Annotated in this window: 14 protein-coding genes; 8 read left to right on the forward strand and 6 right to left on the reverse strand. The window is 73.4% G+C overall.

Going from position 1 to position 16,751, the window contains the following annotated elements:
* Window positions 1–21: 21 nt before the first annotated feature.
* Both HHX41_RS10145 and HHX41_RS10150 read right to left on the reverse strand, forming a co-directional pair.
* The gene (locus HHX41_RS10145; protein WP_310741906.1) at window positions 22–921 is read right to left on the reverse strand and encodes a PfkB family carbohydrate kinase; all 900 of its coding nucleotides are present in this window, start codon (window positions 919–921) and stop codon (window positions 22–24) included.
* On the reverse strand, window positions 918–1,820 hold the full coding sequence (locus HHX41_RS10150; protein ID WP_182905744.1) for a pseudouridine-5'-phosphate glycosidase: 903 nt from the start codon (window positions 1,818–1,820) through the stop codon (window positions 918–920). The genes HHX41_RS10145 and HHX41_RS10150 overlap by 4 nt, the downstream gene beginning before the upstream one ends.
* A 411-nt stretch (window positions 1,821–2,231) precedes the next feature.
* Between HHX41_RS10150 and HHX41_RS10155 the strand changes: the two genes are divergently transcribed.
* From HHX41_RS10155 to HHX41_RS10190, 8 genes are all read left to right on the forward strand, one after another.
* Complete coding sequence (locus HHX41_RS10155) at window positions 2,232–3,767, forward strand: NAD(P)/FAD-dependent oxidoreductase (RefSeq protein WP_182905745.1); 1,536 nt, start codon at window positions 2,232–2,234, stop codon at window positions 3,765–3,767.
* Between the two features lie 112 nt (window positions 3,768–3,879).
* Window positions 3,880–4,599 (forward strand): response regulator transcription factor, encoded by a 720-nt coding sequence (locus HHX41_RS10160; RefSeq protein WP_182905746.1) that lies wholly within the window; start codon window positions 3,880–3,882, stop codon window positions 4,597–4,599.
* Window positions 4,596–6,026, forward strand: coding sequence for a cell wall metabolism sensor histidine kinase WalK (locus tag HHX41_RS10165; protein WP_259400858.1), 1,431 nt, complete (start codon window positions 4,596–4,598; stop codon window positions 6,024–6,026). The genes HHX41_RS10160 and HHX41_RS10165 overlap by 4 nt, the downstream gene beginning before the upstream one ends.
* 288 nt (window positions 6,027–6,314) lie before the next feature.
* Window positions 6,315–7,307: a transporter substrate-binding domain-containing protein gene (locus HHX41_RS10170; RefSeq protein WP_169980528.1), complete on the forward strand. Its 993-nt coding sequence runs from the start codon at window positions 6,315–6,317 to the stop codon at window positions 7,305–7,307.
* Window positions 7,297–8,382: a hypothetical protein gene (locus HHX41_RS10175; RefSeq protein WP_182905747.1), complete on the forward strand. Its 1,086-nt coding sequence runs from the start codon at window positions 7,297–7,299 to the stop codon at window positions 8,380–8,382. Before HHX41_RS10170 ends, HHX41_RS10175 begins: the two co-directional genes overlap by 11 nt.
* Window positions 8,383–8,599: 217 nt before the next feature.
* A complete protein-coding gene (locus HHX41_RS10180; protein WP_182905748.1) occupies window positions 8,600–9,772 on the forward strand; it encodes a bifunctional glycosyltransferase family 2/GtrA family protein in 1,173 nt (390 codons plus the stop codon).
* Complete coding sequence (locus HHX41_RS41680; protein ID WP_182905749.1) at window positions 9,769–11,970, forward strand: transglutaminaseTgpA domain-containing protein; 2,202 nt, start codon at window positions 9,769–9,771, stop codon at window positions 11,968–11,970. The genes HHX41_RS10180 and HHX41_RS41680 overlap by 4 nt, the downstream gene beginning before the upstream one ends.
* A 62-nt stretch (window positions 11,971–12,032) precedes the next feature.
* A complete protein-coding gene (locus HHX41_RS10190; RefSeq protein WP_182905750.1) occupies window positions 12,033–12,449 on the forward strand; it encodes a bacterioferritin in 417 nt (138 codons plus the stop codon).
* A 100-nt stretch (window positions 12,450–12,549) separates the two neighbouring features.
* Here HHX41_RS10190 and HHX41_RS10195 read toward each other — a convergent pair whose 3' ends face one another.
* From HHX41_RS10195 to HHX41_RS10210, 4 genes are all read right to left on the reverse strand, one after another.
* Window positions 12,550–13,395 (reverse strand): helix-turn-helix transcriptional regulator, encoded by an 846-nt coding sequence (locus HHX41_RS10195; RefSeq protein WP_182905751.1) that lies wholly within the window; start codon window positions 13,393–13,395, stop codon window positions 12,550–12,552.
* Between the two features lie 67 nt (window positions 13,396–13,462).
* Complete coding sequence (locus HHX41_RS10200; protein ID WP_182905752.1) at window positions 13,463–13,678, reverse strand: hypothetical protein; 216 nt, start codon at window positions 13,676–13,678, stop codon at window positions 13,463–13,465.
* A 41-nt stretch (window positions 13,679–13,719) separates the two neighbouring features.
* On the reverse strand, window positions 13,720–15,609 hold the full coding sequence (locus tag HHX41_RS10205) for an acyclic terpene utilization AtuA family protein (protein ID WP_182905753.1): 1,890 nt from the start codon (window positions 15,607–15,609) through the stop codon (window positions 13,720–13,722).
* Window positions 15,606–16,406, reverse strand: a complete 801-nt coding sequence (locus tag HHX41_RS10210) for an enoyl-CoA hydratase-related protein (protein WP_182905754.1) — start codon at window positions 16,404–16,406, stop codon at window positions 15,606–15,608. Before HHX41_RS10210 ends, HHX41_RS10205 begins: the two co-directional genes overlap by 4 nt.
* Window positions 16,407–16,751: the final 345 nt, after the last annotated feature.

Here is a 16,751-nt window from a genome sequence, read left to right on the forward strand (position 1 = left end):
GCCGCAAACCAGCAATTGGTGTCAATAGGGTAAAGTTCCCGGCTCCGGCCGGCCGCCGACCTGGGCGACCGCCGCGGCCCCCGCCTCACACCCCTTGCGCAGGGCTTCGCCGGGTGCGCACCCGGCCATCGAGGCGACCAGGAACCCCGCGGCGAACGCGTCTCCCGCGCCCGTCGAGTCGACCACCTCCACCGCGGGCGCGGCCGCTTTGGCGACTATACGGCCATCGCGGGCCAGCACGGCACCGCCGGCCCCCAGCTTTACCACCGCCGCGCCGTAGCGGTCGCTGAGCGTGCGTGCCGCCGTCTCGGGATCCGTGGCGTCCGCGAGCAGCAGCGCCTCCTCCAGGTTGGGGATCACGACGCCCGCCGGGGCGGTCTCGCGGAGGAACCGCTCGGGGCCGAACGCGCGCAGGGGCCCGCAGGAGGCCGGATCGACGCTGATGGAGATGCCGCGCCCGGCGGCCTCGCGCATGGCCAGCCGCGCGAGTTCCAGGCCCGGCTCGGCGAACATCGTGTACGCCGACAGGTGCAGGTGCCCGACCCCGTCGAGGAGAGCGGGAGCCCAGTCGCCGACCCCGATGTGGCCGCTCGCCCCGCGGTTGGTGAGCATGGACCGCTCCCCGGTGGCGTCGACCATCGCGATCACGACTGCCGAGGGCCGTTCCGGGTCGATCCGCAGGTGGGGCCGGACCCCGGCCTTGGCCAGCTCGGCCGCGTGCCACTCGCCGGTGTCGTACCCCGCCCGCGCCAGCAGGCGGGTGTCGGCGCCGAGCCGGGCGGCCCAGGAGGCGGTGTTCGCCCCCGAGCCGCCCGGCCGCAACGCGATGTCGGCGGGCGTGTCGGTGCCGGTGGCCGCGGGGCCGTCGTGCAGCGCGACGACGTCGGTGACCACGTCGCCGATCACCAGCAGAGCGCTCACCCGGCCGCCCAGGCGGCGGCGATCTCCCCGGCCAGGCGCGTGTTGCCGCGTACGGCCGCGAGGTTGGCCTCCAGCGACGCGCCACCCGTGCCCTCGACCAGGTACTCCAGCAGGAACGGGGTGATGGCCTGCCCGGTGATTCCGCGTTCCTCGGCGGCGCGCAGGCCCTCCGCGAGCACCCGGTCGTGCAGGCCGGGGTCGAGCTGCAGGTCGGCGGGGACCGGGTTGGCCACGATCAGCGCGGTCTCCAGCCCGGCCAGCCTGTCCTGGGCCCGCATGACGCCGGCGGCCTCCTGCGGCGTCTCGATGCGCCAGTCGACCGGTTCGCCCGAGCTGTGCAGGTAGAAGCCGGGGAACTCGTCGGTCCGGTAGCCGACGACGGTGACCTGCTTGGTCTCCAGCCGCTGCAGGGTCGCGGGCACGTCGAGGATCGACTTCACCCCGGCGCACACGACCGTGATCCTGGTGCGGCTGAGCGTGTCGATGTCGGCCGACTCGTCCTGCACCGTGGTCCAGCCGCGGTGGACGCCGCCGAGCCCCCCGGTGGCGAACACCCGCACGCCCGCCCGGGCGGCCAGGAACGAGGTGCCCGAGACGGTGGTGGCGCCGCTCAGCCCGAGCGCGGCGGCCGGGGCGAGGTCACGGAAGCCGAGCTTGCGCAGGTCCGGCTCGGTCGCGATCCGCTCCAGCCCGTCCTTGTCCAGGCCCACCCGGGGGACACCGTCCAGCACCGCCACCGTCGCCGGCACGGCCCCCGCCTGCCGGACGATGTCCTCCAGTTCGAGGGCGACCTGAAGGTTGCGGGGCTGGGGCAGCCCGTGGGAGATGATGGTGGACTCCAGGGCGACGACCGGACGGCCGGTGGCCAGCGCCTCGGCGACCTCATCGGAAACGCGCATACCTCTCCTGCTTCCCGCTCACCATCGGGGCGCTCACTCCCGCCGTCTTCCCTCGTCGCGCTTGGTCGCTTCGCTCCCGCGCGCTCCTCAGTCCAGATCGGCGGCGCGCCCCTCCGGATCGCTCGTGTTTTCCCGCTCACCATCGGGGCGCTCACTCCCCTCCGGATCGCTCGGTTGTCTTCGCATCAGCGGAGGATTGTCCGCTTCGGCATATTCTGCCCGGGTCTTGTGGGGGAACTTGCGGTAAGTTGCGGGCATCCGCCCAGGCCCGCCCCGACGACACCTCCTCCGAATCCATTCGCGACCTTCCCGAGACCATCCCACGCCCGCCCGCACGGCCCGAATCCGGCCCGCGCGGCCGGGCGGCCCGTCCCGCGACACCGAGCCACGTACGACCCGGGAGAACGCTGCATGCCACGCTCGCACTACGACGTCGTCATCGCCGGGGCCGGGCACAACGGCCTCGTCGCCGCGGCCTACCTCGCCCGGGCGGGGCGAGAGGTGCTGGTCCTGGAACGCCTCGGGCACGTGGGCGGCCTCGCCGTCTCGGCCCGGGCGTTCCCCGGCGTGGACGCGCGGCTTTCGCGCTACTCCTACCTGGTCAGCCTGCTGCCGACCAAGGTCGTGAAGGACCTCGGGCTGCGCCTCGACCTGCGCCGCCGCCGCTTCGCCTCCTATACCCCGGCCGGCGACACGGGCCTGCTCGTGGACAACGAGGACGCCGCGCGCACCGCCGCGTCCTTCGAGGCCGTGACTGGGGGACGGTACGACCTCGCGGCCTGGGAGCGGTTCTACGGGATGACCGCCCACGTGGCCCGGCGCGTCGCGCCGACGCTGCTCGAACCGCTGCCCGGCCGTACGGCCCTGCGCGAGGCCGTGGGGGACGACGAGGCGTGGCGCGACCTGTTCGAACGGCCGATCGGCGAGGTCGTGGACGAGCGGTTCGCCGACGACACGGTCCGCGGGGTCGTGCTCACCGACGCGCTGATCGGCACCTTCGCCGACACGGCCACCGACCTGCTGGCCAACAGGTGCTTCCTTTACCACGTGATCGGCGACGGCACGGGCGACTGGAACGTGCCGGTCGGCGGCATGGGCGCGGTGACGGCCGAGCTCGCCGAGGTCGCGCGGCGGCACGGCGCCGAGATCCGCACCGGGGCCGAGGTCCTGGCTATCGACCCGGACACGGGTGAGGTCACGTTCGACGACGGCGCCCAGCACGTGGTGACCGCGGGGAAGGTGCTGGCCAACCTGCCGCCCGCCGTGCTCGCCCGGCTGCTCGGGGAGACGCCCGAGCGGCCCGAGGGCGCACAGCTCAAAATCAACATGGTGCTGTCGCGGCTGCCCCGGCTGCGGGACCCCGCGGTGGACCCCGCCGAGGCGTTCAGCGGCACCTTCCACATCAACGAGAGCCGCGACCAGCTCGCCGCGGCCTACGCGCAGGCGGCCGCGGGGAAGGTGCCGGAGCTGCCGCCCGCCGAGGTCTACTGCCACTCGCTCACCGACCCCTCGATCCTCGGCACGGAGTTGCGGGAGGCGGGGGCGCACACGATGACGCTGTTCGGCCTGCACATGCCGGCGCGGCTGTTCGCCGATCCGGAGGCCAAGCGGGAGGCGCTGGCCCGCACGCTCGCCTCGATCGACTCGGTGCTCGCCGAGCCCATCGAGGACTGCCTGCTGCGCGCGCCCTCGGGCGAACCCTGCCTGGAGGCCAAGACCCCCCTGGACCTGGAACGGGAGGCGGGCCTGCCCGGCGGCCACATCTTCCACCACGACCTGTCCTGGCCGTACGGCGAGGAGGGCGACCACGGGGCTCGGCCTGCTCAGTGGGGCGTCGAGACGGCGCACGAGCGGGTGCTGCTGTGCGGGGCGGGCGCCCGGCGCGGCGGCGGCGTCAGCGGCATCCCCGGTCACAACGCCGCCATGGCCGTTCTCGGCGGCGCCTGACGACTCCACACCCTGCCGCGCGCGGCGCGGGCGGCGCCCTGCCTCACCCCGCCTCACCCCCCGGATCCGCGGGCTTAACCGGATTCTCATGACCCTCGGATAGCTTGTGCCGGTGCGTGAGGAATCCGCGAAACTGCTGGTAGTGGACGACGAGCCGGCCCTGAGGGAGGCGTTGCGCAGCAGCCTGGAGTTCGAGGGGTACACGGTCGAGAGCGCCGCCGACGGGCTGAGCGCGCTGGACCTCCTCGACCGCGCCGCACAGAACCGGGGGGAGTACGACGCGATGCTCCTCGACGTCATGATGCCCCGGCTCGACGGGCTGACGACCTGCCGCCGGCTGCGCGCCTCCGGCAACCGGGTGCCGGTCCTCATGCTGACCGCGCGCGACGCCGTCGGCGACCGCGTCTCCGGCCTGGACGCCGGAGCGGACGACTACCTGGTCAAGCCGTTCGAACTCGACGAGCTGCTCGCCCGGGTGCGGGCGTTGCTGCGGCGCGGCGGGCAGTACGGGCAGAGCGAGGCCGGCGGCGACGTCCTCGCCTTCGGCGACCTGCGGATGGACACCGTGAGCTGGGAGGTCACCCGGGCCGGCCGCAGGCTCGACCTCACCCGCACCGAGCACCTGCTGCTGGAGCTGTTCCTCACCCATCCCCGGCAGGTGCTCACCCGTGAGCAGATCCTGCGGGAGGTGTGGGGCTTCGACTTCGAGCCGTCGTCGAACTCGCTCGACGTGTACGTGATGTATCTGCGGCGCAAGACCGAGGCGGGCGGGCTGCCCCGCCTCATCCACACCGTGCGCGGCGTGGGCTACGTGCTGCGGTCGTCGCCTTGAGACGCCGTACGCTCCGATCCCGGCTCACGCTGCTGATCGCGGCGGCGGTCGCCATGGCCGTCGCGGTGGCGGCGGCGGTGTGCTGGCTGCTCGTCCGCGGCGAGATGCGCGGCCGGATCGCCGACTCGATCACGCACCTGCGGCCGCCGGCGCAGCAGGTCGGGTTCGCGCTGTGGGACTGCGCCGGCCATGGGCGCAAGGAGGGGCCGCGACCCGACTGGGACCCCTCGGGGCGCAGCTGGCAGGTCGTCACGGCGGACGGCTCGGTGTGCGTCGCGTCCGGGTCGGCTCTGGTGACGCCGACCGCGCGGGAGCGGGCGATGGCCGTCTCCGGAGGCGCGCCCGTGCTGCGCGACGCGGTAACGACCGACGGCACCTCCGTGCTCGTCTACACCTTCAGGTACGAGCCGCGTCCGGGCGGCCCGCCGAAGGACGCCGCGCAGTTCGCGGAGCCGCCCCTGCCGGAGGGCCCGGTGACGGTCAGCGTGTTCCGCTCCACCGCCGAGATGGACAAGACGCTGGACATCCTCGCCCTCGTCTTCGGCTCGGTCTGCGTGCTCGGCGTGCTCGGCGCCGCCGTGGCCGGGCTCTGGCTGGCCCGTACGGCGCTGCGCCCGGTGGAGCGGCTGACCCGCGCGGTCGAGCACGTGGCCAGGACGGAGGATCTGAGCGTGACGATCCCGGTCGAGGGGGAGGACGAGATCGCCCGCCTGAGCAGGTCGTTCAACACGATGACCGCCGCCCTGTCCAGCTCGCAGGAGCGCCAGCGGCGGCTCGTGGCCGACGCCGGGCACGAGCTGCGCACCCCGCTGACCAGCCTGCGCACCAACATCGACCTGCTGCTGCGCAGCGAGAACACCGGCCGGGCCATCGAGCCCTCGGCCAAGCGGCGGCTGCTGGCGAACGTCAAGGAGCAGTTCGAGGAGATGTCGAGCCTCATCGGCGACCTGCTGGAGCTGTCGAGGAAGGCGGAGAACGGCGAGCTGTCGTCCGGCATCGACCTGCACGAGGTGGCGGCGTCGGCGGTCGAGCGGGCCAGGCGGCGCGGTCCCGGGCTGCGCTTCGACGTCGGCCTGGAGCCGTGGCAGGTCCATGGGGACGCCCGCGGCCTGCAGCGGGCCGCGGTGAACGTGCTCGACAACGCCGTGAAGTTCAGCCCGCCCGGGGGCCTGGTGACCGTGCGCCTCACGGGCGGCGTGCTGACCGTGCGCGACGAGGGTCCCGGCATCCCCGAGGACGAACTGCCGCACGTCTTCGAACGGTTCTGGCGCTCGCCGTCGGCGCGCAGCCTGCCCGGCTCCGGCCTCGGCCTGGCGATCGTGGCGCAGGCCGTACGGGACGCCGGGGGACGGGTCACCATCGAGAACGCCCCCGGCGGCGGGACGCTCGCCACGGTCGAGCTCCCCGGGACCCCGCCCCTGGCCTGACCTGCCTGGGCACGGCCGGCGCTCGGTCGCGTCACCCCGCCACCCCGTGGCCGTGCGGTGCCACCCCTCCGCGGTCGCCGTGAGCGCACCCGCCGGGTCGTCCACCGTGACGCCTTCGCGCGGCCCCGGCCCTCGAGCGCGGGGAATACGCTAGTCCGGATGATCCCGTGAAAATAGCGGCTGGACGGTGCGACGGAGGCTGTTCGGGTGGAGTTGGGGAAGCGATTCGGACGGCAGCCGCAGCGGGTGCGGCCCGGAACGGAACCCGCTGCGCCGAGCCCCGAGCCGATGCCGGAGCCCCCCGCGCCGGAGGCCGAGCCGCCTCCTCGTCGCAGAGGAGACTGGCTGCGGCTGTACGGCTGGCTCGCCGCCATCCTGGCGGCGGTTCTGGTCGGTGGCTGGATCCTTTTCGCCGCCGGACCGCCGACCGAGGCCGAGTTACGCGAGCAGGCCCGGCTGACGGGGAAGAAGAAGCTCTTGATCGGGGTGAAGGACGACACCCCCGGCATCGCCCTGCGCGACAAGACCGGCGCCTTCTCCGGCTTCGACATCGACATCGCGTACATGATCGCCGGCGAGCTCGGTTTCCGGCCCGAGCAGGTGGAGTTCCTGTCGATCGAGACCGAGGACCGGGCCCGCCGCCAGGCCACCGACGCCGACGGGAACTTCGTCACCGTCGACCTGGTGGTGGCGACGTTCAGCATCACCCCCGGTCGGCTGCAGGATCCGTCGGTCGGCTTCTCCAGCCCCTATCTGTTCACCGAGCAGTCGGTGGTGACACGGGCCGACCACCCCCGGGTGACCTCCCTCGGCCAGCTCACCGGCGAGAAGGTCTGCACCCTCGGCACCTCGACCTCGGAGGGTCCCCTGGCCGAGAGCGGCGCCAAGGTGACCGCGGAGAACAAGATCAGCGCCTGCTTCGAGGGGCTGGAGGGTCACCTGTACGACGCCGTCAGCACGGACGCCGCGATCATGGCGGGATTCGTCGCCCGGTCCGGCGGGAAGTTCAGACACCACGACATCGGCCTGGAGAAGACCGAGATGTGGGGGGTGAACGCGGGCACGAACACCTCCCTGCGCACTCTGGTCGAGCTCGCGTTGTACCGCTCCTACGCCGACCCCCAGAACAGGACGTGGGAAGAGGCCTACGACCGGCATATCCGCCCGCTGCTCGTGGCCAATCCCGGGGTGAACGTGGCCCAGAGCACCCAGCCGTGCCTGAAAGCGCCGCAGGTTCGCCGGTGGCCGTGGGAGCGAGCCCTTTCGGACGATGGCTGCTGAGGCGGGGAACACAGGCAGGGGCCGCGCGCCGCAGCGCAACCAGGAGTGGGTGCTGACGCTCCTGCCCGCCTTCCCGCTGGTGCTGCTGGTGATGCGGTTGTGGTACGCCAGCCGGCAGGACACGCAGACGCTGCTGCTGCTCGTGCAGTACGTCAGTCCGCTCGGTCTGCTCACCACGGTGCTGCTGACGCTTGTGTGGGTGTTGCCCGCCGTGGTGCTGGCCGGCCGGGTGCTCGGGCCCCTGTACCGGCTCAGCACCCGGCGCTCCGTCTGGGTGGCGCGGGCCGCCGACCGGGTGCCCGACTGGGTGGTCGCGGTGGCCGTGGGCGTCGGGCTGCTCGGCTGGCAGCTTCGTTTCCTGCCGACTCTGCTCATGCTCACGCTCGCGGTGGCCGGGCTGACTCTGCGAGAACGCCGCCCACTGGACCGGACGGGGATCCGGGCCGTCTGCCTGGTGCTGCCGGTGGTCTCCGGCGTGCTCGTCCTCCTGGCGCTGCGCCCGGCGATCACGCAGGCGCTGGAACAGGCCGACGTCTCCACCCTGATCCTGCTCACCGCGCCCCCCGTGCTCGCTCCGCTGGTCACCGGGCCGGTGCCCGCGCGCGCCGCGCCACTGGTGGTGCACGGCCTCACCTGGACGCTCGCTGTGCTCTTTCCGCTGGTGGCCGGAGCGGTGGTCCTGCGTTCGCCGATCCTGCCACTCACGGCCGTGGAGATCGCCGCCGAGCCGGACGGCGAGGCCGTGCAGGTCACGGTCGGGTATGTGATCGCCAGCGACGACCGTCTCGTCACCATCCTCGAACGCTCCGGCGCGGTCCGCTTCGTACGCAACGACCTGCTGGTGTCCCAGGTGCTCTGCCCGGAGCCGGGCGCGGTCCCGCACACCACCGTGCATCTCCACCAGTGGAACGTCGAGCAGAGCGCACTTTCCTGGCTGGCTCCCGCGCCCGTGGCGATCCCGCTCGACTCCCGCTGCGAGGGCCGTCCGGCGACACCGGACGACCTCACCCACGACGAGGCGGCTGTCTCCGCGGGTGCTCCGGAGGGGCGAGCCCAGGGCGGTCGTCGACCCTGATCCCCGGCGCGCTCCAGCTCCTGCTCCTGCGACAGGCGCGGCTCGTGCCACTGCCGGCCAGAGCCCGTCGGGGCGTTCTCATGCGGCCTTAACGAACGCCTCATGGGCGTCCCATGCCGCGCCGCGAGCGTGGGCGCATGAGCGAGCGAAGCGAGCGAATCGATAGGCACAGTGCGATTCGCTCATGCGACTCCGAGCCGTCAGGCGAGGAGGTGGCATGAGCGTGACGATGGTGTCCGGGCCGGTGGCGGGGGCGTCCCGCAGGACCCGCCTGGTCGAGGTCGTCGTCCCCGTGTACAACGAAGAGCGTGTCCTGGCCGCGAGCGTGGAGCGGCTGCACGCCTACCTGAGCGGTGACTTCCCGTACGGCTTCCGCGTGACGATCGCCGACAACGCGAGCACGGACGGCACGTGGGCGGTCGCCCGGCGGCTGGCCCGGGAGCTGCCGGGGGTGCGGGCCGTCCACCTCGACCAGAAGGGCCGCGGCCGGGCGCTGCGGCGGGTGTGGGAGGCCAGCGACGCCGACGTGGTCGGCTACATGGACGTGGACCTGTCGACCGACCTGGACGCGTTCCTTCCGCTGGTCGCGCCGCTGATGACCGGTCACAGCGACCTGGCGATCGGGACCCGCCTGTCCCCGTGGTCCAACGTGGTGCGCGGCCCGAAGCGCGAGGTCATCTCCAGGTCCTACAACCTGCTGCTGCGCTCGCTGATGGGGGCGCGCTTCTCCGACGCGCAGTGCGGGTTCAAGGCGGCCCGCACCGAGGTCGTGCAGGCCCTGCTGCCCGCCGTGCGGGACGAGGCGTGGTTCTTCGACACCGAGCTGCTGCTGCTGGCCGAGCAGCACGGGCTGCGCATCCACGAGGTGCCGGTCGACTGGGTGGACGACCCCGACAGCCGGGTGGACATCGTCAGGACGGCGGTCGACGACCTGAAGGGCATGTGGCGGGTCGCCCGGGGAAGTCTCGCGGCCCCGGCCGCGCCGCCGTCCCGGACGTCGGTGCGCACGCAGATCCCGGCGTTCGCCGTGATCGGGGCGATCAGTACGGTGGCGCACCTGGCGCTGTTCTGGATGCTGCGCTCGATGCTGCCGCCCGTGGCGGCCAACGCGATCGCGCTGTTGGTCACCGCCGTCGCCAACACCGCGGCCAACCGCCGCTTCACCTTCGGCGTACGGGGCAGGGCGGGCGCTCTGCGCCACCACCTCGGCGGGCTCGTCGCCTTCGTCGCGGGTCTCGCGCTGACCAGCGGGGGTTTGGCCGCGCTGCCCGGCGGCGCGTCGCGGGCGGCCGAGCTCGCCGTCGTCATCGTGGCGAACGGTCTCGCCACCCTGCTGCGCTTCCTGCTCCTGCGATCCTGGGTCTTCGCGCCCCGGAAGGACTCCCGGTGACCGTCCTCGCCCCCGCGACCCCGACCGGCCACCGGGCCCCGGCGGACCGCGTGACGCCGCTGCCGCGCTGGGGGAAGTGGGCCGTCCTCGCGCTCGCGGCGGTGCTCCACACCTGGGCGCTCGGCCGCAACGGGTACGCCAACGACTACTATGCCGCCGCGATCTACTCCGGCACGAAGAGCTGGAAGGCGTTCTTCTTCGGCGCGCTGGACGCCGGGTCGTACATCACGGTCGACAAGCCGCCCTTCGCGCTGTGGGTGATGGGCCTGCCGGCCCGGATCTTCGGGTTCGGCACGTGGAGCATGCTGCTGCCGCAGGCGGTGGCCGGCGTGGCCTCGGTCGCCCTGGTCCACTCCGCCGTAGGGCGGGCGCTGCTCGGGCTCGGTGCCCGCGCGGCCGGGGCGGCGGCCCTGCTTGCCGCGCTCGTCATGACGCTGACCCCCATCACCGTGGCCATCAACAGGGACAACAACCCGGACACGGTCCTCGTCCTGCTGCTGGTGGCGGCCGGATGGTTCTGCCTGGAGGCGATCCGCACCGGGCGGCTGCGCACGCTGCTGGTCACCGCCGCGCTGGTGGGCCTCGCCTTCAACACCAAGATGCTCCAGGCGTACCTCGTGCTGCCGGCGTTCGCGCTGACCTATCTCTACGCCGCGCCGGGGACGGTCGTACGCCGGATCGGGCGCCTGGCGGCCGCCGGGGTGGTCCTCGTGGTGTCCAGCGCGTGGTGGATGGTCGTGGTCGACCGGTGGGCCGCGTCCTCGCGGCCGTACATCGGCGGCAGCACGGACAACACCGTCTGGGACCTGGTGATCGGATACAACGGTCTGGGCAGGATCTTCGGCGGCGCGGGCAACGGCGGCGGCCCGGGAAGGCTTCCCGCGGACACCGCGGAAGGCCTGACGCGTGCCCTCGATGGCATGGGCGGTGGCCCTGGTGGTCCCGGTGGCCCTGGTGGCCCTGGTGGCGGCTTCGGTGGGGGTGGCGGCTTCGGCGGCGCGTCCGGCGCGGGCAGGCTGTTCAACGACGTCATGGCCGGGCAGATCTCCTGGCTCCTCCCGTTCGCCGCCGTGGCCCTGGTCTGCGGCCTCGTCCTGGTCGCAAGGCCGGGCCCCAAGCCGTCGGAGGGAACGGCCGGGGACGCGGTCCGCGCGTCGCTGCTGCTGTGGGGTGGCTGGCTGGTCGTGCACTTCGCCGTCTTCAGCTTCTCCAGCGGGACCTTCCACCCGTACTACTCCACCGCGATGGCCCCCGCGATCGCCGCGCTGACCGGCATCGGCGGCGTGCTGATGTGGCGGGCGGCACGCGCCTCGGCCGTCTGGCGGCTGGTCCTGGCCGCCGCGGTCGCCGTGACCGGGGTCTGGTCGTTCGTCGTGCTGCGCCGTACGCCCGATTTTGTGCCGTGGCTCACCTGGGCGGTGGCGGGCGCGACCGCCGTCGCGGTGCTCGCCCTGGCGGTCACGGCGCGCGCCTCCAGGACACCGGAGCGCGGTGGCCCGGCCGTGCGTGGGGTTCGGACGGCCGCGCGGGTGACGGCGGTGGCGCTGGCCGCGGCGGTCGTGGCCGGGCTGGCCGGTCCGGCGGCGTACGCGCTGACGCCGCTGGGCTCGGCGGTGAACGGCACCAACCCCACGGCGGGCCCGTCGCAGGGCATGGGAGGACCGTCCGGACGGGGCGGACCCGGTGGCATGGCGCCGACGGCGGGCACGCGACCGGCGGGAGACACGACGACTCCCGGGAGCGCGCCGGACGGGAGCGCGCCGGACGGGAAAGGGCCGGACGGCCGGGGCATGCGCGGGCCCGGCGGCCGGGTGGACGCCGCGATGGCGGCGTACCTGAAGCGCAGCAAGGGGAGCGCCACCTGGCTGGTGGCGGTGGACAGCGCGCAGAGCGCGTCGTCGCTGATCCTGTCCACGGGCGAGCCGGTCATCGCGATGGGCGGGTTCACCGGCTCCGACCCGGCGATGACGGTGGAGAAACTGCAGCGGTACGTGTCCGAGGGCGAGTTGCGGTACATCCTGCTCGGCGACGGCGGTTCCGGACCCTCGCGCGGGGCGAGCGCGGACGTCAACGAGTGGGTGAAGGCGCACGGCACGCGGGTGGAGGCCGCGGAGTACGGGGGCACGGATGGCAGCACGGTCGGGGGCACGGACGGGGGCACGGTCGGCGGCGGCTCGGTGCTCTACAAGCTGGGCTGACGGCGTTCGGCCGCCTCCTCAGCGGGTACGTGATGGGCCTTTGGACCGACGAAAGGATTCCCATGGACACGGAGGGCTTCATCGCCCTGCTGAACGAGGACCTGGAGAGCGAATACCGCTCGATCGTGCAGTACGTGCAGCACGCGGCCACCATCAAGGGCGCGGAGTACCTGTCGATCATCGAGGAGCTCAAGCAGCACCTCGGCCAGGAACTCAACCACGCGAGCACGCTGGCCGGGCAGATCGACTTCCTCGGCGGCGTGCCGAGCGTCCGCGTCCCCGAGGTGCCGGTGGCGACCGACGGCGCGGACGCGCTCCGGCTCGACCTGGAGTTGGAACAGGAGCAGCTTCGCCGCTACCGCGAGCGCGTGGAGCAGGCCCAGGAGCTCGGCCTGAGCGACGTGGCCGAGGCGCTGCGCCCGCTGCTGCAGCAGACGCAGGACCACGTCATGGACCTGCAGACCGCCCTCGGCAAGTGACCTGACGGGCGGGGCGAGCCGGGGCACGGCGCGTGCCCCGGCGGCGCGGCGTCGGCGCGGTGGGTCGGCTGGTGGCTCGTCTCGGGTCGCGTGTGGTGGATCAGCGCGGCCGGGCGTAGTCGTCGAGAGCCCGCACGATCAACGCCCTCGCGTCGTCGCGGAAGGCCGCGACCTCGCAGAACTCCTCGAACGCCTGGGCGTAGAAGGCGACGTCCGCGGCGTCGCGCAGCAGCAGGTCCCTGGTCCTGGTCGCGACCCCGACCATGCAGTCGTCGTAGATCCAGAACGAGTTCATCAGGGCGGACGGCAGCTGCGCCTCGAACGGCAGCAGCCCGAACTCCACGTTCGGCAGCGTGGTCACCGCGATCAGCCGGTCGAGCTGGCCGCGCATCACGTCCGGGGGCGCGAGCCGGTAACGCAGCACCGCCTCCGGCATGACGAACCGGAACCGCCGCGCCGGGTCGTACAGGATCTCCTGGCGGCGCATCCGGATCCGGATCGCGTCGTCCACGTCGTCGGTGGACTCGTGCACCCGCCTGACCTTGCCGAAGATGTGCCTGGCGTATTCGGTGGTCTGCAGCAGGCCGATCACCACACCCGGCTCGAACGCCCGGAACAGCCGGGCGCGCGTCTCCAGTTCGCGGATGTCCTCCTGGAGCGCGGCCAGGCCGTTCCTGTGCCGCTGCCGCCAGGAGTCGTGCCGCTCGAGCAGACCTGCCGCCTGCCGGATCAGGTCGTCGATCGCATGCGGGTCGGCGTCCACCGCCTTCCCCCACGCGGCCACGTCGTCCTCGGTGGCGGTCTGGCGCGCGTTCTCGATGCGCGAGACCTTCGACGGCTGCCAGCGCAGCCGCTCGGCGAGGTCCTTCCCGGACAGGCGGGCGTTCTCCCGCAACTGGCGTAGCTGGGCTCCCAGGTCCATGCGGGCCTGATGGAAACCGCTCACTTCCACCTCCGGCCGTGGTGCGGTCCAAGGTAGACCCGGCACGCCGGATCATGCCAGACGGCGGCCCTCAATCGTGATCGGACAGGACCCGCCGGGCGATCTCGACGAGCAGTTCCCTCGGCACCTCGACCGCGGTCTCCCCGTCGAGCACGTGGCGCAGGTCGGCGCGGGCCTCACGGTCCACGACCTCCAGGCCCTGCACGACGATCGTGCCGCGGTCGGTCTCGTAGAGGGAGGGACAGGCCCCCGCCTCGGACGTGGAGCCGAGAAAGCGCAATCGCATGTCCTTTTCTCCCGATTCGCGGCAATCGCGGGCAATCCTAGTCACGATGGGATGGGCACGCACACGGCGCGAAGACGCTCCCCGAGCGCCTTGGCCTGCGCGTCGAGGAGCGGGCTGGCCGCCACGCCTCTGCCCAGCAGCCCGTGGACGACGAAGTTCAGCGCGTGCAGGTTCGGCAGCGCGAACCGGTCGATCGGCAGGCCGCCGACCTCCGGCAGCAGTTCCCTGAGCCGGTCCACGGTCAGGAGCGCCGCGAGCCACGGATAGCGGGCGGGATCGCGCACCCAGACGCCGAGGTTGGCGTCGCCGCCCTTGTCGCCCGAGCGGGCGCCGGCGACCGTGCCGAGCGGCCTGACCACCCCGGCCGACAGATCCCCGGCGTACGGCGGCACGACGGCGTCGCCGGGCGGTCCTCCCGCCTGCTCGCCCAGCACCGGGCCGGGCGGCGCGTACGGCACCTCGACGCGGAGCCCGTCCACGGCCACCACGGGGAGCACGGCCCGCGCCTCGACCGACGAGGGCCAGTAGACGCCGTAGGGGGAGGCGTCGCCGGGCGGCGTCAGGCCGTAGAAGCCGGGGTAGCTCGCCAGGCCGGTCTCCACCACGGCGGAGGAGAACGCCCGCCCGGCCGTGCGCGGATCGGGGTCCATGACCGTGATCCGCAGCAACGCGGTCCCGGCCGCGCCGACGCTGTTCGTGCCCGTGCCGCCCTCTTGCGGGCCGCTCAGGGCGCCGTAGCCGCCCGTGCCCGGATCGCCCGTGCCCGGATCGCCCGTGCCCGGATCGCTCGCGCCCGCGCCGCCTGCGCCGCTCGCTTCCGGGCCGCTCGGGGAGCCGGAGCCGCCACCCGCGCCGAGCGGGGTCAGCTCCACGTGGACCTGTTCGAACGACTCGCGCGGGACGCGGGCCCAGATCGCCTCCTGCGCGATCCGGGCCTTGGCCGCGAGGTCGAGGCCGGTGAGCACGAGCGTCATCGTGTTGCGGTGGCCACCCAGGTAGGTGACGGCGACCTTCAGGGTGTCCGGCGGGGGTTCGCCGCGCACGCCCGTGATCCTGACCCGGTCGGGCCCCTGCTGTTCCAGCCGGATGGTGTCGAACCGGGCGGTCACGTCCGGCCCGAGATAGCGCGGTGCGGCGATCTCGTACAGGAGCTGCGCGGTCACGGTCCCGATCGAGACCAGTCCGCCGGTGCCCGGGTGCTTCGTGATCACGCTCGACCCGTCGGCGTACAGCTCCGCGATGGGGAAGCCGCAGTGGGCGAGGTCGGGCACCTCCTCGAAGAAGGCGTAGTTGCCGCCGGTCGCCTGGCAGCCGCACTCGATCACGTGCCCGGCGACGACGGAACCGGCCAGGGGGTCGAGGTCACCGGGGCCCCAGCAGAACCACCACATGCCGGGCCCGGTGACCAGGGCGGCGTCGGTGACCCGCCCGGTGACGACGACGTCCGCGCCGTGCTCCAGCGCCACCGCGATCGGCCGGCCGCCGAGGTAGGCGTTGGCGGTCAGCGGAGTCGCCCGCAGGGTCTCGCCGGTGTCCGCGTGGACCGGCGGCGCGGCGAGCGGCATGAGGTCGTCGCCGGTGACGTGGGCGACGGCCGCGCGCAGCCCGAGCCGGCCGGCCAGGGCCGACACCGCCTCCGCGCAGCCGGCGGGGTCGAGGCCGCCCGCGTTGGCGACGACCCTGATGCCCCGGTCGAGACAGGTGCCGAGGACCTGCTCCATCTGCGTGAGGAAGGTGCGGGCGTAGCCGGGACGGCCCTTCAGCCGGTTGCCGGCGAGGATCGACATGGTGAGCTCGGCCAGCCAGTCGCCGGTGAGCACGTCGATCGGCCCGCCCTCGACCATCTCCCGGGCGGCCGACAGCCGGTCGCCGTAGAAACCGCCGCAGTTCGCGACCCGCATCGGTCCCGGCCGCCCGGCCTCCGCCGTCATCGCCCGGCGTCTCCGGCCGTGGACTCCGACGGGACCCAGGCGGCGGGCCGTTTCTCCGCGAAGGCCCGGATGCCCTCCTGCCCCTCCTCGGAGGTGAAGCGCTCGGCCGACAGCGCGGCCATCGCGCGGAACCCCTCCTCGACCGGCAGCAGCGGCACCTCCCGCACGAGCCGCTTGGTGATCGCCAGCGCCTCGGGGCCGCCGCGCAGCAGCATGCCGGTGTAGTGCGCCACGGTCGCGTCGAGGTCGTCGGCCGGGACGGCCCGGGTCAGCAGGCCGATCTCCACTGCGCGCGCGGCGCCGAAGACCTCTCCGGTGAGGAAGTATTCGGCCGCGGCCCGGGGCTCCAGACGGCGCAGGCAGGTGACCGCGATCATGGCCGGGACCACTCCGAGCCGCACCTCGGTGAAGGCGAACGACGCGGTCGCCGGGGCGACGGCGAAGTCACAGGCCGCCACCAGGCCGAGGCCGCCCGCCCGGGCCGTGCCGTTCAGGCGGCACACGACCGGCTTCGGGCTCTCCCAGATCCGCGACATGATGTCGGGGAACGACGCGGTGACCGGCGCCCCTCCGCCGCGCTGCTCCTTCAGGTCGGCGCCCGCGCAGAACACCGGTCCCGTGCCGGTGAGCACGATCACTCGTACGGCGGGGTCGTCAAGCGCCCAGGACAGCGCGTCGTCGAGTTGCCGCAGCAGCCGGGACGACAGGGCGTTGCGGTTGTGCGGCGAGTCGAGCGTGATCGTGGCCACGCCGCCCGCCTGCTCCCGGCGTACCAGGACATCCTGGGGTTCGCTCACGGCTGCGTCGCCTCCCTGCCCGGATTCGCACCGGTGTCCGTGCCCTGCGCGCCGGTCTCGGTGCCGATTTCGGTGCCGATCTCCGTGCTCCCGGGAGGGGCCGCTTCCAGGGTCGCCGCAGGCGCCGTTTGCGGGGTCGGTGGTAGGCCGGTCTCCGGGGTCGGTGGTAGGCCGGTCTCCGGGGTCGGCGGGAGGCCCGTCTCCGGGCCTGCGGAGGAGCCGCTGTCCGGGCCTGCGGGGGAGCCGGTCTCCGGGCCGCCTGCCGCGTCCGGGCCCTGGTCATCCGCCGCACCGGTCGCCGTACCGGTCCTTGTGCCGATCTCAGGGCGGATGTCCGGGCCCATC

The organism is Microbispora sp. H13382 (assembly GCF_014161445.1).
Classification (GTDB): domain Bacteria; phylum Actinomycetota; class Actinomycetes; order Streptosporangiales; family Streptosporangiaceae; genus Microbispora.

What these genes read in the sequence shown, in the direction of transcription:
- HHX41_RS10190 (WP_182905750.1), top strand. Translation starts at nt 12,033, where the DNA reads ATGGACACGGAGGGCTTCATCGCCCTGCTGAACGAGGACCTGGAGAGC.
- HHX41_RS10170 (WP_169980528.1), top strand. Translation starts at nt 6,315, where the DNA reads ATGCCGGAGCCCCCCGCGCCGGAGGCCGAGCCGCCTCCTCGTCGCAGA.
- HHX41_RS10205 (WP_182905753.1), bottom strand. Translation starts at nt 15,609, where the DNA reads ATGACGGCGGAGGCCGGGCGGCCGGGACCGATGCGGGTCGCGAACTGC.
- HHX41_RS10180 (WP_182905748.1), top strand. Translation starts at nt 8,600, where the DNA reads ATGAGCGTGACGATGGTGTCCGGGCCGGTGGCGGGGGCGTCCCGCAGG.
- HHX41_RS10150 (WP_182905744.1), bottom strand. Translation starts at nt 1,820, where the DNA reads ATGCGCGTTTCCGATGAGGTCGCCGAGGCGCTGGCCACCGGCCGTCCG.
- HHX41_RS10175 (WP_182905747.1), top strand. Translation starts at nt 7,297, where the DNA reads ATGGCTGCTGAGGCGGGGAACACAGGCAGGGGCCGCGCGCCGCAGCGC.
- HHX41_RS10200 (WP_182905752.1), bottom strand. Translation starts at nt 13,678, where the DNA reads ATGCGATTGCGCTTTCTCGGCTCCACGTCCGAGGCGGGGGCCTGTCCC.
- HHX41_RS10155 (WP_182905745.1), top strand. Translation starts at nt 2,232, where the DNA reads ATGCCACGCTCGCACTACGACGTCGTCATCGCCGGGGCCGGGCACAAC.